The sequence below is a fragment of the Rhizobacter sp. Root404 genome (assembly GCF_001425865.1).
In the GTDB taxonomy this organism is placed as follows: Bacteria; Pseudomonadota; Gammaproteobacteria; order Burkholderiales; family Burkholderiaceae_C; genus LMDS01.
This window is the reverse complement of the sequence record NZ_LMDS01000005.1, coordinates 762,845-789,318: the sequence shown is the minus strand read 5'-3', so window position 1 is coordinate 789,318 and position 26,474 is coordinate 762,845. Positions and strand designations below refer to the sequence as shown.

Here is a 26,474-nt window from a genome sequence, read left to right as displayed (position 1 = left end):
CTGAGGCGCCGGCTTGTCACGCGGCTTTTCTCCGCCGCGCAGCAATCGGAGTCACGGTCGAATCGCTCGATGAGACTCGGTCGCAGAAATTCGCCCAGTCCTGCATCAGGCTGGCTCGTTTGTTGAACAGGTCGCCGCGCCGGTAGGCCGCCTCGACCTTGTCTCCGATCGTGTGCGCGAGCGCCATCTCGGCCACGTGGCTTGGGTAGTTCGTCGACTCAGCGCACCAGTCCCGGAAGGTCGACCGGAAACCGTGCGGCACCGCCGGCACCTCCATGCGCCGCAGCACCGCGGACAGCGTCATGTCGCTCAATTCACCCCCACGCGGCGCGGCGAAGACGAACTCGCTGCCTTCCACCCTGGTGAGCGAGCGAAGCAGCTTGAGCGCCTGTTTCGAGAGCGGCACGCGGTGTTCCTTGCCTGCCTTCATGCGCTCGCCTGGGATCGTCCAGAGCGCGGCATCGAGGTCGAACTCGGCCCAGGTCGCGCCGCGGACTTCTCCTGAGCGAGTGGCGGTGAGGATGGCGAATTCGAGCGCGCGGGCGCCCTGCCCCTTCTCCTTGCGCAGCGCCGCCATGAACGGCCCGACGCTGGCCGCTGGCAGCGCGGCGTGGTGCACGACCTTTGTGACCTTGCCCGGCGCCGGTAGGATGTGGTCGAGGTGGCCCTTCCACCGCGCCGGGTTCAGACCTTCACGGTACTTCTTGACGGTCGCCCAGTCGAGGACCGCCTCCAAGCGCATTCGGACGCGGCTGGCGGTCTCGGTCTTCTCGGTCCAGATCGGCTCGAGCACCGCCAGGATCTGAGGCAGGTCGATGTGCCGAACCTGCAGGCGGCCGATGAACGGACTGGCGTAGGTGGCGAGCGTGTTCGTCCACTGCGCGGCGTGCTTGGCGTTCGTCCACTCTCCTGACTTGGCCTCGATGTACGCCTTCGCGCATTCGTCGAAGGTCCAGGCGGCAGCAACGGACGCAGCGAGAGCGCTCTTGGCCTGTCTGGCGGCCTGTACCGGGTCGACGCCCGCCTCGATGAGATCGCGAGCCGCCCGCGCCTTTTCGCGTGCCATGGCGAGCGTCACGTCGGGATAGCCTCCGAGACCCTTCTCGATGCGCCGGCCGCCGGCCATGATGCGAAGTACCCAGCTGCGCGCGCCCGACTTGGTGATCTGCAGGCGCAGGCCGGCGACACCACCGACCGGGTGCAGACCGGGTGCCTTTAGGCGTTGCACCTGAAGTGGTCCTAGCTCAGCGGCCTTCTTCGGCATCTCCGTACCTATCCCCCAACGTACCCCCCAAAACGGGTGCGACTGGATGATATGCCGTGATTCGACCTGAGCGCAACCACTTTATGTCTCACCGGGCCTAGAGGCGAACAATGAGTCCTAGTGACTCATTCTGATCCGGTACTCAGTGCGGACGCCCTCTCCGCCAGATCGCTAGGAAAGACGGGCCTTCGTGGCCCGTTTTGCTTTCCTACCCACCGATCCGAAGAGTAAAGCGCGCGGTCCGTCAGACCGCTAGATTGGGGAACGCGTGATGAAGTCTCATCTGGCGATCGGGGTAGCAGTCCTGGCGGTCACAGCGTGCATGGCGAGAGAGCCGGTGACCGCCAAGTTGGTCGGTTCGCGACCGGGTTCTTCGATGACTGGCGTGACGAACACGATATGCACGTATCGGTACAACGATGTCCGGGGCGACCATGACGTCGAGAAGTCCCTAGCGAAGGAAGCCACCTGCCCATCCGCTATCAAGATCGAGCGAAGATGACGCTACCTCGTGGCGCAAACCGCGCTCGTTGAGCCGACTCCGACGATCGGTCGATGAGCCGTGAAAGCGCGCGAGACGCCGCCGAAAGCGACTATGTGGCGTCGCCATGACGACATCGTTGACGCAATCCGAGCTGAGCGAGGTGCAGATCGGCTCGCCGGATTCATTTCCGTCGGACCAGAGGCGCGCTAGAGGCCTTGACGCGCTTTCTCTCCGGGGACGAGCTGGCCGATCAGGTAGGTGTCGGCGACTTCCTCGGGAATCAGATCCCCGAGGCGCTCAACCCACCAGCGAGCGCTTCCGTCCTTGGCCGCCCGTCTTCGAGATGCGCTTGAGCGGTGCGGCGCCGCCGAACTCCGGCGTCAGCGTCTGCACCGGCTCCGCACCGGCGATCAGGCGATTGACGTTGAGCGCGTCGAGCGTGCGCCCGGTGCCGGCGGCGGCGTCCATCAGCACGACGAGCACGGTGCGGCCGGCGGAGCGCAGGCGCATCACCAGGCAACGGCCGGCTTCGTTGGTGAAGCCGGTCTTGGACAACAGGATGTCCCAGCCCTTTCGCCCGACCAGGTGGTTGGTGTTGCGGACCAGATCGGCCTCGCCGTGGGGCTGTTCGGTGCGCTGTGCCTGGCTGGTGATGCGCGCGATGTCGGGATAGGCGGACGCGGCCGAGACCACGGCGACCAGGTCGGCGGCGGTCGATCGGTTCTCCGGCGACAGGCCGGTGGGCTCGGCCAGCGTCGTGCGAACGAGGCCGAGCGCAGCGATCTTCTGCCGGGCCGCGTCGAGGAATGCCGGCATGCCGCCCGGGAAGTGACGCGCCAGGCTCGAGGCGGCGTGGTTGTCGGAGGCGAGCAGCGCGCGCTCCAGCAGCGAGCGGCGGGTGTAGCGGTGACCGACCGGCACGCCGCGGCGGGTGTGCTTCAGGGTGTCGAGGTCGTCGGTGCCGATCGTCAGCAACTCGTCCGGGTCCTGCTGCGCGTCGAGCACGACCATCGCGGTCAGCAACTTCGTCAGCGAGGCCATCGGCGCGACGTCCTGCGAGTTCTTCTCGACCAGCACCTGGCCCGTTGCCTCGTCGACGACCAGCGCGCGGCTCGAATGCAGCGGCAGTTCGGCAGCGGCGCTGGCGGCTCGGGCGACGAGGAGCAGCGCGACGACCAGGATGGCGCGGCGGAAGGAGGTGACGGTCATGGCAGTGTCCCGGTGATCACTGCTTATCGGCACGCCGCCCCAGGGCTTGAGCGCGCTCGCCCTTCGTGACCGGCATCACGTCCTACACCACAGAACTGCGCACCATTCCTAGAATGCCGGTCATTCGGCGAGGTGACGATGTGGCGATCCCATGACTTCCAACAAAGTTGGTGCGACGACTTCGCGCGCTACTTGCTGGCGTTGCGGCCCTCCATGTCGACGCGCGAAGCGCAGCCGATCGCGCGGCGGTTCTACGACAGTTCGCTGAACTTCGATCCGCACGAGGCGGTCCGCATGGCGCTGAACTCCAACCTGATCCGGCGCTCCGACGCGCACGGATCCTGGGACGGCGACACCTCGCCGGGCATCTTCGATCGGCGCGCCGCGCCCTGAGTCTCGGTGGCGGTCCCGCGGGGGCTTACTTCGGCACCCGCCAGTCGACCGTGCCGAAGGTGTCCAGCCCCAGCAGCGTGTAGTACACGCCCACCGCCGCGACGGTCTGCACCCGGTCCGGCGCCACCGGGAAGTTGGCATGCCGGTGCGACCAGGCGTACTTGACGCCGATGGCATGGCGGCCGTGCACGCGCCAAGTCAGGGCGGCGTCGACGCGCGACACGTCGTCCGCACCCGCGCCGCGGTTGGCGATCCGGCCCATGAAGTACTTCTGCGCATCCAGGTCGAACGACACCGTCGAGCCGGCGATCGCCCGCATCGACACGCCGATGCGCGGCGCCACGCCGTAGTGGTAGTCGCGGTCGTCGGCGGTCGGCCGCCAGGCGCTCGCCGCCGAGTAGCCCAGGCCCGCCATCAGCGTGCCCTGCAGCGCCAGCGATTCGCGAGCCCACCACTGGCCCGTCGTGCCGATCGAGACTGCCGTGGTCGACAGGTGGAACAGCTGCGGCGCCAGGTAGTCGTAATTGGCGTACAGCCCCCAGACGCCACGGTAGTTGGCGCCGACCGCGTAGTCGGTGCCGACCAGCAGGCCGCGGCTGCTGACGATCTCGATGCCGTTCGCACTCGTCGCGGCGGCGCGGAAGTTGAAATAGTCGAACGGCCGGGTGTAGGTGTAGCCGGGCGAACCGGGCAAGCCGTAGTCCATCGCGAAATCGATCTCGCCGGTGTTGCGCTCGACGTTGTCGGCCGCCTCGGTGCCGCGCACGCCGCGGTTCGCGCCGATGCGCAGCCGGGCGTAGTAGATCGGGTCGTGGTCGTCGAAGCTGCTCTCGAAGCGGTCGCCGAACACCAGGCGGTTGAATCCGTAGGACGGCGACACGGCCGCCGCGCCCCAGGCGCGCCACGCATACGGCACTTCGCTGCGCCGGTTCAGCATCAGGCGCGCCATTCGGTACAGCGGCTCGCCGAGGAAGCTGCCGGCGATGCCGCTGGCGATCTGGTCGTTGCGCGACGGTGGCGTCTGCTCGCCGGTAATCTCCCACCAGACGCTGCCGAGGAACGCGTAGCCCGACGATTCCCAGTAGCCCAGCCCCGCCGACCGGGCGGCCGTGTGGTAGATCGAGCCCTGGTAGGGATGGGCGAACTGGTTGATGGAGAACGGGTCGTTGTCGACCACCCAAGGGCCGCGCAGGTTGCGCCGGATCGAGGCGCCGCTGACGTCGTAGTCGGTCGAACCGCTGAACCGGCGGTTGTAGCGGTTGAGCAGGAAGTCGAAGCCGATGATCTCGGCGGCCGGGATCGCGTAGCTCTTCGCCGCTGCGGGAGTCGCGCCCTCGGCGGCGGCCGCGGTCGATGCGGCGCCGGCCGGGGGAACGGGATCGCCGAGCGTCGGGGCGACCTGAGCGAAGGCGCTGCCGGACGACCACAACACCCCGCCGACGAACAGGATGACAGAGTTCAAGGGTGTGCGTTTCGTAACCATTCGTCATTCTTGGCGAATGGCCGCGCGCGCCGTGTGGGGCGCCGCCGCAATCTCGGGGGTGAAATCGTCCTACGCGGTCAATCTGCCGTGTTGCGGAGCGAGACCAGGTCGCGGTAGAGCGCCATGTACTTCTGTGCAGCGCCTTCCCAGGAGAAGTCCTGTGCCATCGCGCGTGCCATCAACTGCTTCCAGCGCGCCGGCTGGGCGTAGGTGGCGATGGCGCGCTGCAGTGCGCCATCGAGCGCTGCCGGGGTCGCCGCATCGAAGCTGAACCCGGTGGCACGATCGGCCTGCAGGGCTTCGTCGGTCGCGTCGACCACGGTGTCGACCAGGCCGCCGACGCGCCGCACGACCGGCAGCGTGCCGTAGCGCAGCCCGTAGAGCTGCGTCAGCCCGCAGGGCTCGAAGCGCGAGGGCACCAGGATCGCGTCGGCCCCGGCGACCAACCGGTGGGCGAACGCCTCGTCGTAGCCGATGCGCACCGAGACCGCGCCCGGGTTGGCCCGGGCGGCGGCGACGAACGCGGCTTCGAGCGCGGGGTCACCGGCACCCTGCAGCGCGAGTTGGCCGCCCCGCTCGAGCAGCCCGGGCAGCGCGCCGAGCACGAGGTCGAGGCCCTTCTGCGACGTGAGCCGGCTGACGACACCGAACAGCGGCGCATCGGCGCGCGGCGCCAGGTTGAGTTCCGTCTGCAGCGCGAACTTGCAACGTGCCTTGCCGGCGAGCTTGCCCGGCGCATAGCGCGCCGCGATGGCGGTGTCGGTGGCCGGGTTCCAGACTGCGCCGTCGACACCGTTCAGCACGCCGCTCACGTCGGCGCCGCGGCCGCGGATCACGCCGTCGAGGCCGAAGCCGAACTCGGCGGTGCCGATCTCGCGGGCATAGGTCGGGCTCACGGTGGTCACCCGGTCGGCGAACTTCAGGCCGGCCTTCATGAACGAGACCTGCTGGTGGTACTCGAGCCCGGTCGACGCCATGAAGCGCGAACCCAGCCCGAGCAGCGCGAAATCGCCTTGCGGGAACAGCCCCTGGTAGGCCAGATTGTGGACCGTGAACACCGAGGCAGCGCTGGCGGGCGGGTGGGCCTCGAGGTACGCGCAGGCCATCGCGGCATGCCAGTCGTGTGCATGCAGCACGTCCGGCCGCCAGCCCGGGTCGAGCTCGCCCGACGCCAGGTGCGCGCCGACCCAGCCCAGCAGCGCGAACCGCTCGGCGTTGTCGGCCCACTCGTCGCCATCGGGGCCCTGATACGGCCCGCCGGCGCGGCGATACAGCAGCGGTGCATCGATGACGTAGACCGGTACGCCGCTGTCCGGCATCCGGCCGAGCCGCAGGCCCACACGGGCCGCACCGAAGCAGGGGCCGATCTCGCCGACCGGTCGCTGATCGAGCACCGCGTCGGCGATCGCGGGCAGGCCCGGCAGCACGAGCCGGACGTCGGCGCCCTGCCCGATCAGCGCCTGCGGCAGCGCCCCCAGCACATCGGCCAGGCCACCGGTCTTGACGAGAGGGAACACCTCGGCCGCGACGTGCAGGACCCTCATGCGAGCGTGAGCTTGTCGAGCATCTCGCGGGTGACCAGCGTGATGCCGTTCTCCGAACGGTAGAAGCGTTCGTTGTCGAGCACCGGGTCCTCGCCGATCACCATGCCGTCGGGGATGGTGCAGCCGCGATCGATCACGGTGCGCGTCAGCCGTGCATGGCGCCCGACCTGCACGCCAGGCAGCAGCACCGACCAGCTGACGACCGAATGCGAATGCACGCGCACGCTCGAGAACAGCACCGAGCGGTGCACGTTGCCGGAGACGATGCAGCCGCCCGAGACGACCGATTCGATCGCCATGCCGCGGCGGTCGTCCTGGTTGTGCACGAACTTGGCCGGCGGCAGCTGCGCCTGGTAGGTCCAGACCGGCCAGCGGGTGTCGTACAGGTTCAGCAGCGGGTCGGTCGCGGTCAGGTCGATGTTGGCGTCCCAGTACGCGTCGATCGTGCCCACGTCGCGCCAGTACGGCTCTTCGTTGACGCGCGTGCCGACCGCGCTGAGCGAGAACGGGTGTGCGGACGCGTTGCCGTTGCGCACCGCGCGCGGGATGATGTCCTTGCCGAAGTCGTGGCTGGATCCCGGGTCGTTGATGTCGCGCTCCAGCTCCTTGTAGAGGAAGCGCGCGTTGAAGATGTAGATGCCCATGCTCGCGAGCGAGCGGGTGTCGTCGCCGGGCATGGTCGGCGGCTCGGGCGGCTTCTCGACGAAGTCGGTGATCTTGTAGTGCTCGTCGATCGCCATCACGCCGAACGCGGTCGCCTCGGCCCGCGGCACCGCGATGCAGCCGACGGTGCAATCGCGCCCCTTGGCCACGTGGTCGGCCAGCATCAAGGCGTAATTCATCTTGTAGATGTGGTCGCCGGCCAGCACGACGATGTAGTCGGCACCGTAGCTCGCGAGGATGTCCTGGTTCTGGTAGACGGCGTCGGCGGTGCCGCGGTACCAGCTCTCGTCGTCGGTGCGCTGCTGCGCCGGCAGCAGGTCGACGAACTCGTTCATCTCGCTCTTCAGGAACCCCCAGCCGCGCTGCACGTGGCGCAGCAGGCTGTGGCTCTTGTACTGGGTGATGACGCCGATGCGGCGGATGCCGGAATTCAGGCAGTTCGACAGCGCGAAATCGACGATGCGGAACTTGCCGCCGAAGTAGACCGCGGGCTTCGCGCGGCGATCGGTCAGGCTTTTCAGCCGGCTCCCGCGCCCCCCGGCCAGTACCAGCGCCACGGCGCGTTTTGGAAGGTCCAGGCTCAGGGCCAGTTCGTCGGGCGTCATCTCGTCATCTCCTCGGTCTCGTCGTCATTGTGGGCCGGCCGGCGCACACCCCCAGTGTGGCCATTTTTGTGCTCGCGCAACACTCGCGATCTTCCCCTATCGGTGTCGGCGCACGCCGCAGGGCACGGGCGCAAAAATTGCGTTGCCATGATTCGACCGCAGGTCGTGCGATGAGACACTGACCGGCACGGCAATTTTCAGACGATGAAGGATCCGACAGTGATACCCAATTTCCAGCCTTCGACGCTCGGCGTCACCAGCGGCACCGCGCGCAGCGTGGCCACCGGTCTTGAAGAAGAATTGCTCGACCACGTCGGCGTCGCGCCGGCGAGCGCCACCCCCACCGACCTGATGCAGGCGGTCTCGCAGGTCGCGCGCCAACGGCTCTCGCAGCGCTGGGTTCGCACGCAGCAGCAGCAGACCGACGACAAGGCGCGCCGCGTCTACTACCTGTCGATGGAATTCCTGATGGGCCGCACCCTGGGCAACGCGCTGGCCGCGCTCGACCTGCAGGGCGAGGCCGCCGCCGCGCTCGCCGCGCATGCGCAGCGGCTCGAAGACGTGGCCGATCGTGAGCCGGACGCCGCGCTCGGCAATGGCGGCCTGGGCCGGCTCGCGGCCTGCTTCCTCGACTCGATGGCCACGCTCGGCCTGCCGTCGTTCGGCTACGGCATCCGCTACGAGTACGGCATGTTCGCGCAGGAGATCAAGAACGGCACGCAGATCGAGCATCCCGATCCGTGGCTGGAGGACGGCACGGCGTGGGAGTTCCCGCGTGCCGCCATCACGTATCCGGTGCGCTTCGGTGGCTGGGTCGAACATACCGGCAGCGGCCCCGACGCGCGCGCGCTCTGGCGCCCCAGCGGCGAGGTCGCCGCGAAGGCCTACGACATGGTGATTCCCGGCCACGGCACCGACAAGGTCAGCACGCTGCGCCTGTGGAAGGCCGCCGCGCCGGCGCACATCGACCTGAACGCCTTCAACACCGGCGACTACGCGCGCGCCGCCAGCGCCAAGAACGAATACGAGAACATCTCGTGGGTGCTGTACCCGAACGACAGCACGCCCGCCGGCCGCGAGTTGCGGCTGCGCCAGGAGTACTTCTTCGTCGCTGCTTCGATGCAGGACCTGATCGATCGCCACTTGGCCGAGCACGGCACGCTGGCCAACCTGGCCGAGAAGGTCGCGATCCACCTGAACGACACCCACCCGGCGATCGGCGTGGCCGAGTTGATGCGCGTGCTGTGCGACGACCACGGCATGCACTGGGAGCAGGCCTGGACGATCTGCGTCAAGGTGTTCTCGTACACCAACCACACGCTGATGCCCGAGGCGCTCGAGACCTGGCCGGTGGCGCTGATGCAGCACGTGCTGCCACGTCACCTGGAGATCATCTTCCGCATCAACCAGGACCTGATGGACCTGGCCGCGGCGCACCGGCCCGGCGATGTCGGGTTCATGTCGAGCGTGTCGCTGATCGACGAAGGCGGCGAGCGTCGCGTGCGCATGGCGAACCTGTCGATCGTCGGCAGCCACAAGGTCAACGGCGTCTCGGCGCTGCACTCCGACCTGCTGGTGCAGACGATCTTCAAGGACTTCGCCAGCCTGTGGCCGGAGCGTTTCACGAACATGACCAACGGCGTGACACCCCGCCGCTGGCTCGCGCAGGCGAACCCCGGCCTGTCCGACCTGCTGGACCGCACGCTCGGCAAGAGCTGGCGGCTCGATCTCGACAAGCTCGCCGAACTGAACAAGGTCAAGGCAAGCCCGGGCTTCCGCGACGCCTTCATGACCGTCAAGCGCCACAACAAGGCGCGCCTGGCCGCGCTGATTGAGCGCAAGACCGGCGTGCGCGTCGACCCGGCCAGCCTGTTCGACGTGCAGGTCAAGCGCATCCACGAGTACAAGCGCCAGCTCCTCAACGTGCTGCACGTGGTGACGCGCTACCAGGCGATCCTCGCGCAACCGGAGGCGGACTGGGTGCCGCGCACCGTCATCTTCGCCGGCAAGGCAGCGTCGAGCTATGCGATGGCCAAGAACATCATCCGGCTGATCCACGATGTCGGCAGCGTCGTCAACACCGACCCGCGCATCGGCGACCGGCTCAAGATCGTGTTCGTCCCGAACTACGGCGTCTCGGTGGCGGAGACGATCATGCCGGGTGCAGACCTGTCCGAACAGATCTCCACCGCCGGCACCGAGGCCTCGGGCACCGGCAACATGAAGCTCGCGCTGAACGGGGCCCTGACGATCGGCACCGACGACGGCGCGAACATCGAGATCCGCCAGAACGTCGGCGACGACAACATCTTCATCTTCGGCCTCAAGACGCCCGAGGTGCAGGCGCTGAAGCAATCGGGCTACCAGCCGATGCGCTACTACGAAAGCGTGCCGGGCCTGAAGGCGGTGCTCGACGCGATCGCCGGCGGCGCGTTCTCGCCGGACGAGCCGGGCCGCTACCGCGGCCTGGTCGACTCGCTGCTCTGGGGCGGCGATCACTACCTGCTGCTGGCGGACTACGAGTCCTATGTCGCGACGCAGGCCCGCGTCGACGCGCTCTACCGCGAGCCGGGCGCCTGGGCCGAGCGCGCCATCGCCAACGTCGCGGGCATGGGTGCGTTCTCGTCCGACCGCACGATCCGCGAGTACGCGAAGCAGATCTGGGGCATCGCGCCCGAATCACGCTAGTCCGATCGCCCGTGGCGGCGCTACGATGCGTCGCACCGAGCCTGCACCTTTCCGGCTTAGCGCCCACGACATGCTTTCCGACTCCGAGATCGACGCGTTTCGCTACGCGACCCACAACGACCCGTTCGCCGCGCTGGGCGTCCACGCCGACCGCGACGGCCAACTCTGGCTGCGTGCGATGCTGCCGGGCGCCTCGCAAATTGCCGTGCTCGACGCGAGCAACGGCGAGCTGATCGGCGCCCTCGCCCGCCGGCATGCCGACGGGCTGTTCGAGGGACCGCTGACCATCACGGTGCGGCCGAACTACCGGCTCCAGGTGCGCTGGGAGGACGGCCGCTCGACGATCGTCGACGACCCCTACCGTTTTCCGCCGGTGCTCGGCGAGCTCGACGTCTGGCTGCTCGGCGAGGGCACGCACCTGCGGCCGTTCGAGGTGCTCGGCGCCACCCAGCGGGTGCTGCTGGGGGCCGCCGGCACCAGCTTCGCCGTCTGGGCGCCGAATGCGTCGCAGGTCAGCGTGGTCGGTGACTTCAACCACTGGGATGCCCGCTGCCACCCGATGCGCCTGCGCCGCGAGTGCGGCGTCTGGGAGATCTTCCTGCCCGGCGTGGGCGCCGGCGCCAAGTACAAGTACCAGCTGCGCGCTGCCGACGGCCGCGCCCTGCCGCAGAAGGCCGACCCGTACGCGCTGCAATCCGAGTTGCGGCCGGCCACGGCCAGCGTCGTCGCGCGCATGCCGGCCGTGGTGCCGCCTTCCGAGGGGCGGCGCCGTGCGAATGCACTCGACGCGCCCGTCAGCATTTACGAGGTGCACCTGGGCTCGTGGCGCCGTCACCATGACCACACCAGCGGCCCCGATGGCCGCTACCTGAACTGGGACGAGTTCGCGAGCCTGCTCGTGCCCTACGCGCGCGACATGGGCTTCACGCACATCGAACTGCTGCCGGTCTCCGAGCATCCGTTCGACGGTTCGTGGGGCTACCAGCCGATCGGGCTGTACGCGCCGACCTCGCGCTTCGGCGATGCGGCGGGGTTCAAGCGCTTCGTCGATCGCTGCCACGCCGAAGGACTTGGGCTGCTGCTCGACTGGGTGCCGGCGCACTTCCCGTCCGATGCGCACGGCCTGGCCGAATTCGACGGCACGCACCTGTACGAATACGCCGATCCGCGCGAAGGGTTCCACCAGGACTGGAACACGCTGATCTACAACTTCGGCCGCACCGAGGTCAGCAACTTCATGGTCGCCAACGCGCTGTACTGGCTCGAGCGCTACGACGTCGACGGGCTGCGCGTCGATGCCGTCGCCTCGATGCTCTACCGCGACTACAGCCGCCAGGCCGGCGAGTGGGTGCCGAACGTGCACGGCGGCCGCGAGAACCTGGAGGCGATCGCGTTCCTGAAGCGCATGAACGAGATCGTCGGCACCGAGCGACCGCAGGCGGTCACGCTCGCGGAAGAATCGACCGCGTTCCCTGCCGTCTCGCGCCCGGTCTATGCCGGCGGCCTGGGCTTCCACTACAAATGGAACATGGGCTGGATGCACGACACCCTGCAGTACATGCAGCGCGATCCGATCCATCGCCGTCACCACCAGGGCGAGATGACCTTCAGCCTGGTCTACGCGTTCAACGAGAACTTCGTGCTGCCCCTCTCGCACGACGAGGTCGTGCACGGCAAGGGATCGATGCTCACCAAGATGCCGGGCGACCGCTGGCAGAAGTTCGCCAACCTGCGCGCGTATTACGGCTACATGTTCGGCCACCCCGGCAAGAAGCTGCTGTTCATGGGCTGCGAGTTCGCGCAGGAGCGCGAGTGGAACCACGACCGCAGCCTCGACTGGCACCTGCTCGACGACCCGTTGCACGATGGCGTGCGCAAGCTGCTGCGCGACCTGAATTCGTTCTACCGCACGACCCCGGCGCTGCACGAGCGCGATTTCACGCCCGACGGCTTCGAGTGGATCGACCACCAGGATGCCGAGAAATCGGTGCTGAGCTTCGTGCGGCGCGGCCAGGCCGACGACACGCTCGTGGTGGTCGTCTGCAACTTCACGCCGACCCCGCACCGCGCGTACCGCGTCGGGGTGCCGCGACCGGGCGTCTACCGCGAGTGCCTGAACACCGACTCCGGGCACTATGGCGGCAGCAACGTCGGCACGCCGCTCGGCGCCGCGACGGCGCAACCGGTACCGCTGCATGGCCGCGCGCAATCGATCGTGATCGACCTGCCCCCACTGGCCACCGTGATGTTCGAATGGAAGGCCTGAGCCGGCTCGGCATCGGCCGCTCCTGGCCCCTGGGGGCCCACGCCGACGATCGCGGCGTCAACTTCGCGGTGTTCTCGGCGCACGCGCAGGCGATCGACCTGTGCCTGTTCGACGCCACCGGCACCCGCGAGATCGAACGCTTGCGCTTGCCCGGGCACACCGGCGACGTCTGGCACGGCCGCATCGACGGCGCCGCCGCGGGCCTCGTGTACGGCCTGCGCGCGCACGGGCCGTGGCGGCCCGACAAGGGCCACCGCTTCAACCCGAACAAGCTGCTGCTCGACCCGTACGCCCGCGAGATCGTCGGCAGCCTCGACTGGTCGGACCTGCACTTCGACGCCGACCGCGTCCACCCGCGCCAGATGGACCCGCGCGACAACGCCGCGACCGCGCTGAAGGCGCGCGTGGTGCGCGACCGCCACGACTGGGGCGACGACCGCCCACCCGCCACGCCGCTGGCGGACACGGTCTTGTACGAGATGCACGTCAAGGGCTTTTCCAAGCTGCACCCCGACGTGCCCGAGGCCCTGCGCGGCACCTACGCGGGGCTCGGGCACGGCGCCTCGATCGCGCACCTGAAGCAGCTCGGCGTCACGGCCGTCAGCCTGCTGCCGGTGCACCAGCGCATCGACGAGGAACGCCTGGTCAAGATGGGGCTGACGAACTACTGGGGCTACAACACGATCGGCTTCTTCGCCGTCGAGCCGCGGCTCGGCAGCACGCCGCACGACGCGGCCGCGACGCGCGCCGAATTCCGTGCGATGGTGGCGGCGCTGCATGCGGCCGGCATCGAGGTGATCCTCGATGTCGTCTTCAACCACACCGCCGAGAGCGACGCGCTCGGCCCGGCCGTCTCGTTCAAGGGACTGGACAACGCCACGTACTACCGCCTGCCGCCCGACGCACGCAGCGCCTACGAGAACTACACCGGTTGCGGCAACACCGTCGACCTGCGCCACCCGCGCGTGCTGCAGTTGGTCATGGACTCGCTGCGCTACTGGATCGAGGAGATGCACGTCGACGGCTACCGCTTCGACCTCGCACCCGTCCTCGGCCGTGGCGACGAGGGCTTCATGCGGCAAGCGGCCTTCTTCGCCGCGGTGGCGCAGGACCCGGTGCTGGCCGGCGTCAAGATGATCGCCGAGCCCTGGGACCTGGGCCCGGGCGGCTACCAGGTCGGCGGCTTTCCGAACGGCTGGGCCGAGTGGAACGACAAGTACCGCGACGACATGCGGGCGTTCTGGCTGCGCCACCCGGCCACGCGCGGCGGCTTCGCGCAGCGGCTGTGCGCGTCGAGCGATCTGTACCAGGCACGCGGCCGGGCCCCGGCCGAGTCGGTCAACTACGTGATCTCGCACGACGGCTTCACGTTGCGCGACCTGCTCAGCTACAACGAGCGCCACAACCTCGCCAACGGCGAAGACAACCGCGATGGAACCGGCCACAACCTGAGCTTCAACGCCGGTGTCGAGGGGCCGAGCGACGACCCGGCCGTCAACCAGCTCCGCGGGCGGCTGCAGCGCGCCGTGCTGGCGACGTTGCTTCTGGCGCAAGGGACACCGATGCTGTGCGCCGGTGACGAACTGGGCCACACCCAGTCCGGCAACAACAACCCCTATTGTCACGACAGCGAGATCACCTGGATCGACTGGTCGAGCGCGGACGCGGACCTGCTCGAGTTCACCGCCCGGCTGCTGCGCGTGCGCCGCGCCGCCCGGCCGTTCGCGAACCGCTGGTACAGCGGCCTGACCGACCCGCTCGGCCTGCACGACCTCGCCTGGCTGACGCGCGACGGCGAACCGTTGCAGGGCGTCGCCTGGAGTGATCCCGACAGCCGCGTGCTGGGCTGCCTGATCGGCGAGCCCGGCCGTGCGGCGGCGCCCTTGCTCGTGCTGGTCAACGCCGGTGCCGCCGACACACAGTTCCTGCTGCCGGCCGGGGTGTGGGAAGTCATCGTCGACACCACCGAGCCGACCGGTCGTGGCGCCTGGCACGGCCAGGGCGAAGTCGCGCTGCCCCTGCCGGCGGGATCGTTGCTGCTACTCGCTGCAGCCGGCGCCGGCATCCGGCTCGAAGGGTGTTGAGCCGCTAGCCGAGCTGACCCAGGTCGCTCCGGCGCTCGACCAACGAACTCGGAAACGAGATGGTGAAGACGCAGCCCACCTGGGGCAGGTCCTTCACCGAAAGCGTGCCGCCCATCGACTCGACATTCTGTCTTGCGATCGACAGACCGAGTCCCAGCCCGGTGCGGTCCGCGCTCAGCTGAGTGAAGGGCAGGAACATCGTCTCCGCATGATTGGATGCGAGGCCTCCGCAATGGTCCTCGACGTCGATGTAAACGCGGTCGTCGATGTCATACGCGATCAGGTGAACCGCGGTGTCCCGGTGCGTGAACTTGAATGCATTGCTGAGCAGGTTGCCCAGAGCACCCAGCAGCAAGTCCCGGTTCGCCTCGACCCGCAGAACCGGGTCCACGGTGGCGACGATGAGCTCGCATCCGCGGACATCTGCTTCCAGCTGCGCAGCGGTTGCGGCGTCGATGATGAGTGACGAGAGCGAGAAGATGCTCGTCGGAATCGCCATCGGGCTTCGCGCTCGGACTTCAGCCAACGAGCTGTCCACCAGGGCGCGCATCGACGTGAGGCTGCGCTTCAAGACGGAGCCGGTGGCACCTGCCAGAGACAGGCTTCCGATCTCCATCGCACGCACCGAGAGATTCGCGACTTGCAGGGCGTTGCGGAGCTCGTGCGCGAGATAGGCAAGGCGTTCGTTCGCCTCCGTCGACAGACGTTCGGCCACGGCAGAGTCGCGCTGTGAACTGAACTCCGACACGGCGTCCGCAATCGCATTGTCGAGGCAGCGGTTCAGCGTCCTGAATTCGGGCACCTGGAAAGGCGCATCCCCTTCCTCGGCGAGCTCGGTGATCGCTTGGCACAGGTCGCCGTAGTCATGCACGACCTGGTCGACCGAGAAGCCCAGACCCAGCAACGCCTTGCCGTGAGCCATCGCGCCCACCCCGATTTCGGACGGCGCATCGACATCTCCGCCCGAACGCCCGGACACCTCCACGCTGAGCGCGGCGTTCCCTTCATCCTCGGCAATCAGCGTGCGGATCAACTGGTCCAGAAAGAGCGGAATGCCGTTGACCAGCTGCATGTCGGTCGCATTTCGCTGGAGGCGCCGGCGCACCTTCTTCCTGCAGCGACCAATCAGTTCGCTGCGGTTGTTCGTTAAAAACTCATGAAGCAATGGGAGCCCTGACGTTGACGGGGCCACGCGGAAGCGGTGCGTACCGGGGATCTTCACGTCCCGGGGCGAGCCAGTCTGTACGGCACCGAACCAATGAAGTCAGCCTCCACGGCTGGCTGGAATGAAAAGGGGCGCCCGAAGGCGCCCCAGAGCTGCAGAGCGAGGTGTCCGCTTAACGAACGACCGCGATCTGGTCGCGCTTGTCACCCTTGTACGTGAACAGCGTCAGCGCGCCGTTCTTAATGTCGCCCTTCTCGTCGAACGCGATCGTGCCGGTCACGCCCTTGTAGCCGGCCGTCTTCGCCAGCACCGGCAGGTAGACCTTCGGATCGGCCGAGCCGGCCTTGACCATCGCGGCGACCATCACGTTGGTCGCGTCGTACACATACGGTGCGTAGACCTGGACGTCGATGCCGAACTTCTTCTTGTAGTCGGCGCGGAACTTCTCCATCCCGACCTTCTGCTCGCCTTCGACACCACCGGCCTCGGCGCAGACGACCTGGCCGTCGGCCATCGCGCCGCCCGCCAGCTTCGGCAGTTCGCTCGAGCAGATGCCGTCGCCGCCCATGAACTTGGCGTTGATGCCGAGTTGCTTCATCTGGCGGATCATCGGGCCGGCCACGGCGTCCATGCCGCCGAAGAAGACCACGTCCGGCTTCTTCGACTTGATCTGGGTCAGGATGGCGGTGAAGTCCGTCGCCTTGTCGGTCGTGAACTGGGTTTCGGCGATCGCGCCACCGGAGGCCTTGACGGCCTTGGTGAACTCCTCGGCGACGCCCTGGCCGTACGCGGTGCGGTCGTCGATCACGGCGATCGTCTTGCCCTTCAGCTCCTTGACGGCGTACTTGCCGAGCGTGCTGCCCAGGTGCACGTCGTCAGCGACCACGCGGAACGCGGTCTTGAAGCCCTGGCGGGTGTACTTCGGGTTGGTCGCCGACGGCGAGATCTGCGGAATGCCGGCGTCCGAGTAGATCTTCGAGGCCGGGATCGTGGTGCCCGAGTTCAGGTGACCGATCACGCCGGCGACCTTCGCATCGGCCAGCTTCTGCGCCACGGCGGTGCCCTGCTTCGGGTCCGCGCCGTCGTCCTCGGCCAGCAGTTCGAGCTTGACCTTCTTGCCGCCGATCGTCACGCCCTTGGCGTTGAGTTCGTCGATGGCCATGCGGGCACCGTTCTCATTGTCCTTGCCGAGGTGGGCGATGGCGCCGCTCGTCGGGCCGACGTGGCCGATCTTGACGACCATGTCCTGCGCGTACGCAGAAGCACCGACCATCACCAGCGCTGCGGCGACGATCGTGTTCAGTTTGACTTGCATGCAAAAACCTCCGATTGGAATGTTCAAGGAAACGGTTGATATCTCAACGGGCGACACAATACCGCAAAAGAATCGCAATCCCTATAGTGGTGAATGCTCGGTCGACCGCCGCCTGCGCGCCTCGGCGAAGGGCCGCCGAAAGCCGTCAGGGTCAACCCACAACGCGCGGGTCAGCGAGTGCGATGACGGGTCAGTTCCTGGGCCACCGCACGAGCCACCACATCACGCAAGGTCGATGCCAGCTCGCTGCGGGCCTCGCGCACCACGCTGTCCGCCGCGCGCGTGAGCAGCGGGGTCAGGATTTCCCGCAACCGGTAGTCGAGCATCAGGTCCATCTGACGCTGCAGGTCGTTGAGGATGCGCTCGGTCAGCTGCTCCTCGGTGATCGACAACGGCGCCGTGAACGGGGTGGCGACCTCCGGTGTCGCGGACGTGGCCGGTTCAGCCAAGGGCTCCGAGGCCGGTCCCGTCACCGGCGCGGCCGATGCACCCGGCCACGAGACCACTTCTGTCAGCGTCGGCACGCGGTCCGGCGGCAGCGGCGAGTTCACGCGGTCACCTCGTGCTTCTGGATCGCGTAGCCGCGCGTCGCGTAGTGGCGCCAGCGCGCGCGCGCGGCGCTGCGCTCGGTCTCGTCGGCCGAGACGATCTCGACCAGCTTGCCGAAGCTCTCGAACCCGGCGGGCGCGTCCGGGCCGAGGTTGATCAGCACGTCGTGGTGACCGGGCTCGCTCGCATCCTGGGCGAGCCAGACACGGGTCGCCCGCAGGCGCGGTTCGATCGCCTGGCCCGGCCGCAGCATCACGTGCGGCAGGAACTCCAGGTCTTCGAAGGTCCAGAGCGCGCGGTCGAAGTGCGCGAGCGCCGGCGCCGGCCCGGCCAGCACGACAGTGGCACCCATCCGGTGTGCCTTGCGCACCAGCCGGCAGGTGTAGGCGGTGCGGTCGGGCACGTTGAAATGGAAGCTGACCTCGGTCACGGCACCTCAGGCCGCCTGTGCGAGCACGAAGTGGGTCAGCAAGGGCACCGGGCGGCCGGTACCGCCCTTGGCGGCGCCCGACTTCCAGGCGGTGCCCGCGATGTCCAGGTGCGCCCACGGGTACTTGCCGGTGAAGCGCTTCAGGAACATCGCCGCGGTGATCGCGCCGCCGGGGCGGCCGCCGATGTTGGCCATGTCGGCGAAGTTGCTCTTCAGCCCGGCGTCGTATTCCTCGTCGAGCGGCATGCGCCAGCACGGATCCAGGCCCTTGGCGCTGGCCGCCTGCATCTGCTCGGCGATCTTGTCGTCCGCGGTGAACAGCCCCGAGTTGTGGTGGCCGAGCGCGATCACGCAGGCGCCGGTCAGCGTCGCCACGTCGACGACGACCGCGGGCTTGAAGCGCTCGGCGTAGGTCAGCGCGTCGCACAGGATCAGCCGGCCTTCGGCGTCGGTGTTCAGGATCTCGATGGTCTGGCCGGACATGCTGGTGACCACGTCGCCCGGCTTGACCGCGTTGCCGCCCGGCATGTTCTCGCACGACGGGATGATGCAGACCAGGTTCAGCTTCGGCTTGAGTTCGGCGACCGCGCGCAGCGTGCCGAGCACGCTCGCGGCGCCGCCCATGTCGTACTTCATCTCGTCCATCTCGGCGCCCGGCTTCAGCGAGATGCCGCCGGTGTCGAAGGTGATGCCCTTGCCCACCAGCACCACCGGCGCCTGCGACTTCGGGGCGCCGTCGTAGCGCGCCACGATGAAGCGAAGCGGTTCGTCGGAGGCCTGCGCCACCGACAGGAACGAGCCCATGCCGAGCTTTTCGCAGGCCTTGCGGTCGAGCACCTCGACCTTCAGCGCGTACTCCTTGCCGAGCTTCTTCGCGACGTCGGCCAGATGGGTCGGCGTGCAGTGGTTGCCCGGGCGGTTCGCCCATTCGCGCGCCAGGTTGACGCCGGCGGCGATCGCGTGGCCACGGGCCAGGCCCTGCTGCACCGGCTTCACGTCGGCCTTCGCGCACAGCACGGTGACCTTGTCGATCTTCGACGCGGCCGGTGCGCTCGGCTTGGTATGGCGGTAGAGGTAGGTGCACTCGCGCGCCGCGGTGACGACCGCCTCGGCGTGCGCATCGCTCAGGGCGCCGGCGCCCGCCAGGCCGACGGCGACGTGTTTCGCGCCGCTGCCCTTCACCTGGTTCAGTCCGTGCATCAGTGCGGCCTTGAACGCCTTCACGGTGGATGCGCCGGCCGCCGCGAACACGACGCGGGCCGCGCGCACGCCCGCCGGGCGGTGCAGGTAAAGGCTCTTGCCGGCCTTCAGCGCCAGGTCGCCTTGCGCGATCGCGTCGCTCAACGCGTTCGCGAGCGCCGGGTCGAGGCTGGCGTCGACCGCCTCGCCGACGACGACAAGCACGAGCGCGTCGCAGGCCAATGCGGCCAGGTTGTCCGGAGAAGAAATCTGATGACGAAAGTCCATAATCACCCGTCCCATAAGAGCAGGACATTGAGACAAGCCGACGATGTTATTCGATTCCACCCTGCGCCGAGACCTGGCACGCAACTTCGGGGCGACCCTGGTCGTGATCCTCACCATCGTGCTGACGATGATGCTGATCCGCACCCTCGGCCAGGCGGCCGGTGGGCAGGTGGCGCCGCAGGACGTGGTCCTGCTGCTCGGTTACGTCGCGCTCGGCCACCTGCCGACGATGCTGGCGCTGTCGCTGTTCATTGCCGTGGTCGCGACGCTGACCCGCATGTACCGCGAGAGCGAAATGACGATCTGGTTCGCCAGCGGCGTCGGTCTGACGCGCTTCGTGCGACCGGTGCTGCGACTGGCCTGGCCGGTACTGCTGGTGATCGGCGTGCTGGCGCTGTTCGTCTGGCCGTGGCAGAACCAGCGCGGCGTCGAGCTGAAGGAGCGCTTCGAGCGCCGCTCCGACCTGTCGCGCGTGGCTCCCGGGCAATTCCAGACCTCGAGCGACGGGACGCGCGTGTTCTTCATCGAGCGCGACACGAGTGACGCGCGGATCGGCAAGAACGTGTTCATCCTGAGCACGCAGCCGAACGCCGAGTCGGTCACGTCGGCACGCAGCGGGCGCATCGAACTGGTCGGTGACGACCGCTTCCTGCAGCTCAGCCGGGGCCAGCAGAACGAGGAGAACCTGAAGACCGGCGAGAAGACGCTGGCGCGCTTCGAGGGCTACAGCGCGCGTGCCGGCGAACGCGTGATCTCGAGCATGGACAACCTGCCGCCGAAGGCCCGCACGAGCCTTGACCTGCTGCTGCAGCCCACGCCACGTCACCAGGGCGAACTGGTCTGGCGCCTCGGCCTGCTGCTCGGCGCCGCCAACATGGTGCTCTTGGGGATCGGCCTGTCGGCCTCGAACCCGCGCCGCGCCAGCAACTGGAACCTGCTGTTCGCGCTGCTGACCTTCGCGATCTACTACAACGTGATCAACCTGTCCCAGGCCTGGGTCGCGGGCGGGCGCATCGGCATGGGCAGCGCGCTGCTGCTCGCGCATGGAGGCGCGTTCGTGATCGCGCTCGCGCTGCTCTGGTGGCGCGACGACGCCAACCGGCGTGGCTCCTGGCGGGCCCGGCTGGCCGCGCGCGCGGTGCCGGCATGAAGACCGTACGCCAGCTGTTCTACGTCGACATCGTCACCGCGGTGGCATTCGTCGCGCTCGCGTTCCTGTCGCTGTCGTTCTTCATCGACTTCATCGACCAGCTCGGCGATGTCGGCCCCGCCTACTCGGTGCTGCAGGCGACGCTGTACTCGCTGCTGCTGGTGCCGGGGCACTTCTACGAGGTCGCGCCGATCGCGGTGCTGATCGGCACGATCTACACGCTGGCGCGGATGGCGCAATCGTCCGAATACACGATCCTGCGCACCGGCGGGCTGGGCCCCGGGCGGGCCTTGTCGCTGCTGGCGGTGCTCGGGCTGGTGTTCGGCGTGCTGACCTTCGTGGTGGGCGACTACCTCGCGCCGCTCAGCGAGCGCCAGGCCGGCCAGGTGCAGGCGCTCTACAAGGGCGGCGTCAAGCTCGGGCGCTCGGGCGCCTGGCTGAAGGACCACGCGACCACGCCCGAGGGCGAACGCAACTACTCGATCAACGTCGGCTCCGCCGGTCCAAAGGGCCTGCTGAACGACATCCGCATCTTCGAGTTCGACGACAGCAACCGCCTGCTGAGGCGGATCGCCGCGGCGCGCGCGCAGGTCGACCCGAAGACCCAGGCCTGGGCGCTGCAGGATGTGACGGTGACGCGCTGGATCGATGCCCGCGATGGCGCCGGTGCACGCCAGGTGCCGGAGCAGAAGCTGCCCGAGCTGGCCTGGAACAGCCGGCTGTCGTCGGCCGTGGTCGCGGCGACGGTGTCGCCGGTCAGCGCGATGTCGACGATCGACCTGGCACGCTACATCGGCCACCTCGCCGAGAACGAGCAGGCCGCGCAGATCTACCAGATCCAGTTCTGGAAGCGCGCGCTCTACCCGTTCGCCTGCCTCGTGATGGTCGGCCTCGCGCTGCCCTTCGCGTACATGCATGCGCGCGCCAGCGGCATCAGCCTGAAGGTGTTCGGCGGCATCATGCTGGGCATCAGTTTCGTGTTGCTGAACAACGTGGCGGGGCACCTCGGGCTGCTGCGCAACTGGACACCGTGGATGGTCGCGGCAGCCCCGAGCGCGCTGTACCTGCTGCTGTCGCTGGCGGCGTTCAGCTGGCTGGTGAGGTACCGATGAAGCGCGGGCTGCTGTTGTTCGCGCATGGGGCGCGCGACCCGAACTGGGCGATCCCATTCCGCGCCGTGGCCGAGCGCGTGAGGGCGCGCGATGCCGCGCTGGTGGTCGAGCTCGGATTCCTCGAATTCATGACGCCCACGCTCGGGGAGGCCGGCGCCGCGCTCGCGGCCGCGAGCTGCACGCAGGTCGACGTCGTGCCGCTGTTCCTCGGCGCCGGCGGCCACGTGCGCAAGGACCTGCCCGAACTGCTCGCCGCGCTCCGCGCCGCCTGCCCCGGCACCGACTGGCGCCTGCGCCGCGCGATCGGCGAGATCGACAGCGTGATCGATGCGATGGCCGTCGCGGCCCACGACTTGACGAACGAACCGCCGCCACCGCCATGAACCTGCACCAGTTCCGCTTCGTCCAGGAGGCCGCGCGCCGCGACCTGAACCTGACCGAGACCGCGAAGGCGCTGTTCACCTCGCAGCCCGGCATCTCGAAGGCGATCCTCGAACTCGAGGCCGAGCTCGGCGTCGACATCTTCGCGCGCCACGGCAAGCGCCTGCGCCGCATCACCGAGCCCGGCCGCGAGGTGCTGAAGAGCATCGAGGTGATCATGCGCGAGGTCGGCAACCTGAAGCGCATCGGCGAGGAGTTCTCGATGCAGGACGCCGGGACGCTGTCGATCGCCACCACGCACAGCCAGGCGCGCTACTTCCTGCCCGAGCCGGTCGCGCAACTGCGCAGGCGCTTCCCGAAGGTCAACATCAGCATCCACCAGGGCTCGCCCGAACAGGTGGCGCGGATGGTGCGCGACGAGGTCGCCGACATCGGCGTGGCCACCGAGTCACTGGCCGATGTGCCCGAGCTCGTCACGCTGCCCTGCTACGAATGGCGGCACGCGGTCGTGATGCCGGCGGGGCATCCGCTGTCGCAGGTCGAGCGGATCTCGCTGGAAGACCTGGCGTTGCTGCCGCTGGTCTCGTACCACCCGTCGTTCAGCGGCCGCACCCGCGTCGACCAGGCCTTCGCGGCACGCAATCTCAAGCCCAACATCGTGCTCGAGGCCATCGACGCCGACGTCATCAAGACCTATGTGCGGGTCGGCCTGGGCGTCGGCATCGTCGCCGAGATCGCGGTGCGCGACGACCCACCGGGCGGCGACCTGGTCGCGCGACCGGTCGGTCACCTGTTCGGCAACAACGTCACGCGGATCGCGTTCAAGCGCGGCGCCTACCTGCGCAACTTCGTTTACGCGTTCGCCGAGATGCTGTCCGATCGACTGAACCGCAAGCTGATCGACGGCGCGATGGCCGGCGGTGGCGACGACTACCAACTCTGACTCCCCTCCACTCCGACATGACTCCTGCGATCACCAGCCGCCTGCCGCACGTCGGCACGACGATCTTCACCGTGATGTCCGCGCTCGCGACCGAGCACGGGGCCGTCAACCTCGGCCAGGGATTCCCGGATTTCGATTGCGACCCGGCGCTCGTCGACGCGGTCGCCGCGGCGATGCGCAGCGGCCTGAACCAGTACCCGCCGATGGCGGGCGTGCCAGCGCTGCGCGATGCCGTGAGTGCCAAGATCGCCGCGCTGTACGGCCGCCACTACGACCCGGGCAGCGAGATCACGATCACCGCCGGCGCGACCCAGGCGATCATCACCATCATCCTCGCGATCGTGCACCCCGGCGACGAAGTGATCGTGCTCGACCCATGCTACGACAGCTACGAGCCCAACATCGAGCTGGCCGGCGGCACGCCGGTCCACGTGCCGTTGACGCCGGGCACCTTCGAACCCGATTTCGGCCGCATCGCCGCCGCGATCACGCCGCGCACGCGCGCGATCATCGTCAACACGCCGCACAACCCGAGCGCCACCGTCTGGTCCGCTGCGCACATGGCGCGGCTCGCCGAGTTGCTGCGCGGCACCGACATCCTGGTGATCGCGGACGAGGTCTACGAGCACATGGTCTACGACGGCGAACTGCACCAGAGCGTCGCCCGCTTTCCGGAACTCGCCGAGCGCAGCTTCGTGGTCTCGAGCTTCGGCAAGACCTACCACGTGACCGGCTGGAAGGTTGGCTACGTGGCTGCGCCGGTGCCGCTGATGGCCGAGTTCCGCAAGGTGCACCAGTTCAACGTGTTCACCGTCAACACGCCGGTGCAGCACGGGCTGGCGAGCTACATGGCGGACGCGTCGCGCCACCTCGCGCTGCCGGCGTTCTACCAGCGCAAGCGCGACCTGTTCCGCGCCGGCCTGGCCGCAACGCGCCTGCGCGTGATGCCGAGTACCGGCAGCTTCTTCCAGTGCGTCGATTACTCGGCCGTGAGCGAACTCCCGGAAGCCGACTTCTGCCGCTGGTTGACCACCGAGGTCGGCGTCGCGGCGATCCCGCTCGCGGCCTTCTATAAGGGCGGGTTCGAACAGCGGATCGCACGCTTCTGCTTCGCGAAGAAGGACGAGACGCTGCAGCTCGCGCTGACGCGGCTGGCCAAGCTCTGACTCAGCGCGCTTTGTCGTCGGGCGTCGGCTCGTTCGGCAGATCGAGGTGAAAGTCGATGAAGCCGGGCCTCGCGGCGTCGCCGCGCCCGGGTTCCGACGCCGTGGCGGCCTGGTTCGACGCCAGGTTCAGATCGACCGGCAGCGTTGCCGTGTCGGCGTACTCCGAAGCCGACGAGCCCGACGTCGCGCTCAGGCGCGACACCGGCTCCTCCGCCGAGTCGTCGAGCGGCAGCAGCAGGTCGACACCGGTGCTCGGCGGCACGCCGACGCTCTCGGCCAGGTCACGCGCCACCGCGTACAGGAACAGCAGTTCGCGGTAGGCCGGCAAATCGAAGGTGGCGTCGCCCTTGTTGCGACTCAACAGCGAGGCGTCCAGCGTCTGCATCACGCGGGTCGGCGCCGACCAGAGCGACTGCAACCGCTCGATCGTCTCCGGGTAGTCGACCAGCGAGCGGCCTTCCTGCGGATCGACCTCGAAGTCGGGCGCGTAGGCGTTGAAGCGGCGGTTGAAGCGTTCGCGGATGCGTTCGTACGCCGCCGCGTCGCCGAGGCGGCGGTGGATTTCCAGCAGCTTCAGGTACGGCAGCGGGCTGTTGCCGCCATCGGTGCGCACGTGGCTCATCAGCAGCTCGATCGCGGCATCGTCCTGGCCGAGCACGACGAAGAACTCGGCCTGCTGCTCGAGGTCCATCAGCTCCTCGACCGACAATTCGCGCGGCGGCGCGACGGCTGCCGCCAGCGGCGGTTCCTCTTCGTGCGGGAAGGTCGGCACCTCGAACACGTCGTCCGTCGCCAGCGGCGCCGCGGCCGATTCGGGCGCGATCGACGGGACGGGCACCGGCACCGCAGCCGCGGGCGCCACCGTCAACGGCGCATCGGATGGCGCAGGCGTCGGCACCGGGCCGGACCACCACTGCGCCGACCGCGTGCCGCGCGTCTGGCGCCAGAACAGCAGCGCCACCAGCAAGGCCATCAGCGCCACCAGGCCGGCGAGCAGGTACACCAGCGGGTTGGCGAAGCGTTCGGACTCGGCGTCCTGCAGGCGTGCCTGCAACGCGAGCAGCGAGGCCTGAGTGGCCTGCGAGTTCTTGGCCAGCTTGGCCATGCTGTCTTCCAGCGCCTGGATGCGCTGGCGCTCGGCGGCGAGCTGTTCGAGCGGCGACTCCGCCTTCGCGGCGGACGCGGCGTCCGCCGCCGGTGCGCTCGCCGCGCTGGCTGCCGCGGCGAGCGCGGTCGCCACGGGCGCCGGTACCGGGGGTGCGGACGCGGCGCGCGCGATGACCGGCGCCGCCGTTTCGAGCTGCAGGCGCGGCCCGGTGGTCGTCGCCCGTGCCGTCGTGTTCGGCTGGCGCGCCGCGGCGGTGCTGCTGCGCGGCTTGGCCGGCTGCGCCGTGACGCCGTCGCGCGCGGCGCGACTCACGGTCACCGGCGCGGACGGACGCGGACGGCTGCGCGGCGTCGCGCCGTCGCGCGGCGTGTCGTCCGCGCTGCGCGGACGCGGTGCCGCAGTGCTGCGCGGGACGGCATTGACGATCGCCGACGTCTGCGGCTCGGCGCGCGGGGGCACCGGCTCCGTGAACGCGGTCTGCGGCGCGTTGATCAGCGGCGGGTCGACGAACGCGACGAACCGCCGCGTCACCTTGGCCTGACAGCCGACGGTCACGCTGACCGTGACGACCGGCTCGTCGATCAGCGCGCTCGTCGTGATGCGAACGGTGCGCTCGCCGGCCTCGAGCGGCCCGTCGACGCTGACGCGGACCTGTCCCTGCGCGAGCCGGTTGTCGCCGGATTGAACCTCGGCCGAAACGCACTCCGCCGGCAGCGCCTCATCGGGCTCGAGCCGGACGACCGCGCTGAAATTCAGCGGCTGGCCCAGTTGGGTGGGATTGCTGATGCGCCCGAAGCCGATGGCCTGCGCGGAGGACGCCGCTAACCACAGTGCGGAGCCGATCGCGGTGAAGGTCAGAACTGCGCGCATGCGTGATCGGCGTTGGTGGGCGTGGGGGCTGTCTAGGGGTCGAGGGACTCTAGCATGAAGTAACAATTGCACGCCCTCGTGGCGCCCGAGAGACGCGTGACAGAATTCCGCAACAACGCCCCGGTCGGATCACTT

20 protein-coding genes are annotated in these 26,474 nt (G+C 68.6%); 9 read left to right on the top strand and 11 right to left on the bottom strand.

Translation table 11 applies throughout. From position 1 onward, the window contains the following. Positions 1–16 precede the first annotated feature (16 nt). Positions 17–1,264, bottom strand: a complete 1,248-nt coding sequence (locus tag ASC76_RS17750; protein ID WP_056469333.1) for a site-specific integrase — start codon at positions 1,262–1,264, stop codon at positions 17–19. Between the two features lie 781 nt (positions 1,265–2,045). Continuing rightward, positions 2,046–2,957: a serine hydrolase gene (locus tag ASC76_RS17745; protein ID WP_082549251.1), complete on the bottom strand. Its 912-nt coding sequence runs from the start codon at positions 2,955–2,957 to the stop codon at positions 2,046–2,048. Between the two features lie 132 nt (positions 2,958–3,089). Here ASC76_RS17745 and ASC76_RS17740 point away from each other — a divergent pair, with 132 nt between their 5' ends. After that, positions 3,090–3,350, top strand: coding sequence for a hypothetical protein (locus ASC76_RS17740; protein WP_162247136.1), 261 nt, complete (start codon positions 3,090–3,092; stop codon positions 3,348–3,350). 25 nt (positions 3,351–3,375) lie between these two features. Here ASC76_RS17740 and ASC76_RS17735 read toward each other — a convergent pair whose 3' ends face one another. The 3 genes from ASC76_RS17735 to glgC all read right to left on the bottom strand — a co-directional run bounded on the left by ASC76_RS17735 (position 3,376) and on the right by glgC (position 7,645). Next, positions 3,376–4,812, bottom strand: coding sequence for a DUF3943 domain-containing protein (locus ASC76_RS17735; RefSeq protein ID WP_056469328.1), 1,437 nt, complete (start codon positions 4,810–4,812; stop codon positions 3,376–3,378). Between the two features lie 98 nt (positions 4,813–4,910). Then, a complete protein-coding gene (gene glgA, locus ASC76_RS17730; RefSeq protein WP_056469324.1) occupies positions 4,911–6,377 on the bottom strand; it encodes a glycogen synthase GlgA in 1,467 nt (488 codons plus the stop codon). Next, entirely contained in the window at positions 6,374–7,645 is a 1,272-nt protein-coding gene (glgC, locus tag ASC76_RS17725; RefSeq protein ID WP_056469322.1) for a glucose-1-phosphate adenylyltransferase, read from the bottom strand. Before glgC ends, glgA begins: the two co-directional genes overlap by 4 nt. A 204-nt stretch (positions 7,646–7,849) precedes the next feature. Between glgC and ASC76_RS17720 the strand changes: the two genes are divergently transcribed. The 3 genes from ASC76_RS17720 (at position 7,850) to glgX (ending at position 14,683) form a co-directional block, all read left to right on the top strand. Further along, positions 7,850–10,333: a glycogen/starch/alpha-glucan phosphorylase gene (locus ASC76_RS17720; RefSeq protein WP_082549249.1), complete on the top strand. Its 2,484-nt coding sequence runs from the start codon at positions 7,850–7,852 to the stop codon at positions 10,331–10,333. A gap of 70 nt (positions 10,334–10,403) precedes the next feature. Beyond that, on the top strand, positions 10,404–12,599 hold the full coding sequence (gene glgB, locus ASC76_RS17715) for a 1,4-alpha-glucan branching protein GlgB (RefSeq protein ID WP_056469314.1): 2,196 nt from the start codon (positions 10,404–10,406) through the stop codon (positions 12,597–12,599). After that, on the top strand, positions 12,587–14,683 hold the full coding sequence (gene glgX, locus ASC76_RS17710; RefSeq protein ID WP_056469311.1) for a glycogen debranching protein GlgX: 2,097 nt from the start codon (positions 12,587–12,589) through the stop codon (positions 14,681–14,683). Before glgB ends, glgX begins: the two co-directional genes overlap by 13 nt. Positions 14,684–14,687: 4 nt before the next feature. On the opposite strand, the gene ASC76_RS17705 is transcribed toward glgX, so the two are convergent. From ASC76_RS17705 to ASC76_RS17685, 5 genes are all read right to left on the bottom strand, one after another. After that, entirely contained in the window at positions 14,688–15,755 is a 1,068-nt protein-coding gene (locus ASC76_RS17705) for a HAMP domain-containing sensor histidine kinase (protein WP_082549248.1), read from the bottom strand. Between the two features lie 265 nt (positions 15,756–16,020). Beyond that, on the bottom strand, positions 16,021–17,163 hold the full coding sequence (locus ASC76_RS17700; protein WP_056469305.1) for a branched-chain amino acid ABC transporter substrate-binding protein: 1,143 nt from the start codon (positions 17,161–17,163) through the stop codon (positions 16,021–16,023). Between the two features lie 170 nt (positions 17,164–17,333). Beyond that, the gene (locus ASC76_RS17695) at positions 17,334–17,714 is read right to left on the bottom strand and encodes a hypothetical protein (RefSeq protein WP_056469302.1); all 381 of its coding nucleotides are present in this window, start codon (positions 17,712–17,714) and stop codon (positions 17,334–17,336) included. Next, entirely contained in the window at positions 17,711–18,142 is a 432-nt protein-coding gene (locus tag ASC76_RS17690) for a DNA polymerase III subunit chi (protein ID WP_056469299.1), read from the bottom strand. Before ASC76_RS17690 ends, ASC76_RS17695 begins: the two co-directional genes overlap by 4 nt. Before the next feature lie 6 nt (positions 18,143–18,148). Next, positions 18,149–19,609: a leucyl aminopeptidase gene (locus ASC76_RS17685; RefSeq protein WP_056469296.1), complete on the bottom strand. Its 1,461-nt coding sequence runs from the start codon at positions 19,607–19,609 to the stop codon at positions 18,149–18,151. Between the two features lie 43 nt (positions 19,610–19,652). On the opposite strand from ASC76_RS17685, the gene lptF reads away from it, so the two are divergent. Genes lptF through ASC76_RS17660 form a run of 5 tightly spaced genes read left to right on the top strand, consistent with a single transcriptional unit; the run spans position 19,653 to position 24,361 of the window. Then, a complete protein-coding gene (gene lptF / locus ASC76_RS17680; protein ID WP_056469291.1) occupies positions 19,653–20,759 on the top strand; it encodes an LPS export ABC transporter permease LptF in 1,107 nt (368 codons plus the stop codon). Next, complete coding sequence (lptG, locus tag ASC76_RS17675; protein WP_056471045.1) at positions 20,756–21,871, top strand: LPS export ABC transporter permease LptG; 1,116 nt, start codon at positions 20,756–20,758, stop codon at positions 21,869–21,871. The genes lptF and lptG overlap by 4 nt, the downstream gene beginning before the upstream one ends. Next, positions 21,868–22,254: a sirohydrochlorin chelatase gene (locus ASC76_RS17670; RefSeq protein ID WP_056469289.1), complete on the top strand. Its 387-nt coding sequence runs from the start codon at positions 21,868–21,870 to the stop codon at positions 22,252–22,254. The genes lptG and ASC76_RS17670 overlap by 4 nt, the downstream gene beginning before the upstream one ends. Further along, positions 22,251–23,195, top strand: coding sequence for a CysB family HTH-type transcriptional regulator (locus ASC76_RS17665; RefSeq protein ID WP_056469286.1), 945 nt, complete (start codon positions 22,251–22,253; stop codon positions 23,193–23,195). The genes ASC76_RS17670 and ASC76_RS17665 overlap by 4 nt, the downstream gene beginning before the upstream one ends. Before the next feature lie 17 nt (positions 23,196–23,212). Continuing rightward, positions 23,213–24,361 carry a pyridoxal phosphate-dependent aminotransferase gene (locus ASC76_RS17660; RefSeq protein ID WP_056469283.1) on the top strand — a complete coding sequence of 383 codons (1,149 nt, stop codon included), beginning with the start codon at positions 23,213–23,215 and terminating at the stop codon, positions 24,359–24,361. A gap of 1 nt (position 24,362) precedes the next feature. Here ASC76_RS17660 and ASC76_RS17655 read toward each other — a convergent pair whose 3' ends face one another. After that, complete coding sequence (locus ASC76_RS17655; RefSeq protein WP_056469280.1) at positions 24,363–26,339, bottom strand: FimV family protein; 1,977 nt, start codon at positions 26,337–26,339, stop codon at positions 24,363–24,365. Positions 26,340–26,474: the final 135 nt, after the last annotated feature.

Bases quoted from the DNA above. Each gene is read 5' to 3' on its own strand.
- ASC76_RS17750 (WP_056469333.1), bottom strand. From the start codon at position 1,264: ATGCCGAAGAAGGCCGCTGAGCTAGGACCACTTCAGGTGCAACGCCTA.
- ASC76_RS17745 (WP_082549251.1), bottom strand. From the start codon at position 2,957: ATGACCGTCACCTCCTTCCGCCGCGCCATCCTGGTCGTCGCGCTGCTC.
- glgA (WP_056469324.1), bottom strand. From the start codon at position 6,377: ATGAGGGTCCTGCACGTCGCGGCCGAGGTGTTCCCTCTCGTCAAGACC.
- glgC (WP_056469322.1), bottom strand. From the start codon at position 7,645: ATGACGCCCGACGAACTGGCCCTGAGCCTGGACCTTCCAAAACGCGCC.
- ASC76_RS17720 (WP_082549249.1), top strand. From the start codon at position 7,850: ATGAAGGATCCGACAGTGATACCCAATTTCCAGCCTTCGACGCTCGGC.
- glgB (WP_056469314.1), top strand. From the start codon at position 10,404: ATGCTTTCCGACTCCGAGATCGACGCGTTTCGCTACGCGACCCACAAC.
- glgX (WP_056469311.1), top strand. From the start codon at position 12,587: ATGGAAGGCCTGAGCCGGCTCGGCATCGGCCGCTCCTGGCCCCTGGGG.
- ASC76_RS17705 (WP_082549248.1), bottom strand. From the start codon at position 15,755: ATGCAGCTGGTCAACGGCATTCCGCTCTTTCTGGACCAGTTGATCCGC.
- ASC76_RS17700 (WP_056469305.1), bottom strand. From the start codon at position 17,163: ATGCAAGTCAAACTGAACACGATCGTCGCCGCAGCGCTGGTGATGGTC.
- ASC76_RS17685 (WP_056469296.1), bottom strand. From the start codon at position 19,609: ATGGACTTTCGTCATCAGATTTCTTCTCCGGACAACCTGGCCGCATTG.
- lptF (WP_056469291.1), top strand. From the start codon at position 19,653: ATGTTATTCGATTCCACCCTGCGCCGAGACCTGGCACGCAACTTCGGG.
- lptG (WP_056471045.1), top strand. From the start codon at position 20,756: ATGAAGACCGTACGCCAGCTGTTCTACGTCGACATCGTCACCGCGGTG.
- ASC76_RS17670 (WP_056469289.1), top strand. From the start codon at position 21,868: ATGAAGCGCGGGCTGCTGTTGTTCGCGCATGGGGCGCGCGACCCGAAC.
- ASC76_RS17665 (WP_056469286.1), top strand. From the start codon at position 22,251: ATGAACCTGCACCAGTTCCGCTTCGTCCAGGAGGCCGCGCGCCGCGAC.
- ASC76_RS17660 (WP_056469283.1), top strand. From the start codon at position 23,213: ATGACTCCTGCGATCACCAGCCGCCTGCCGCACGTCGGCACGACGATC.
- ASC76_RS17655 (WP_056469280.1), bottom strand. From the start codon at position 26,339: ATGCGCGCAGTTCTGACCTTCACCGCGATCGGCTCCGCACTGTGGTTA.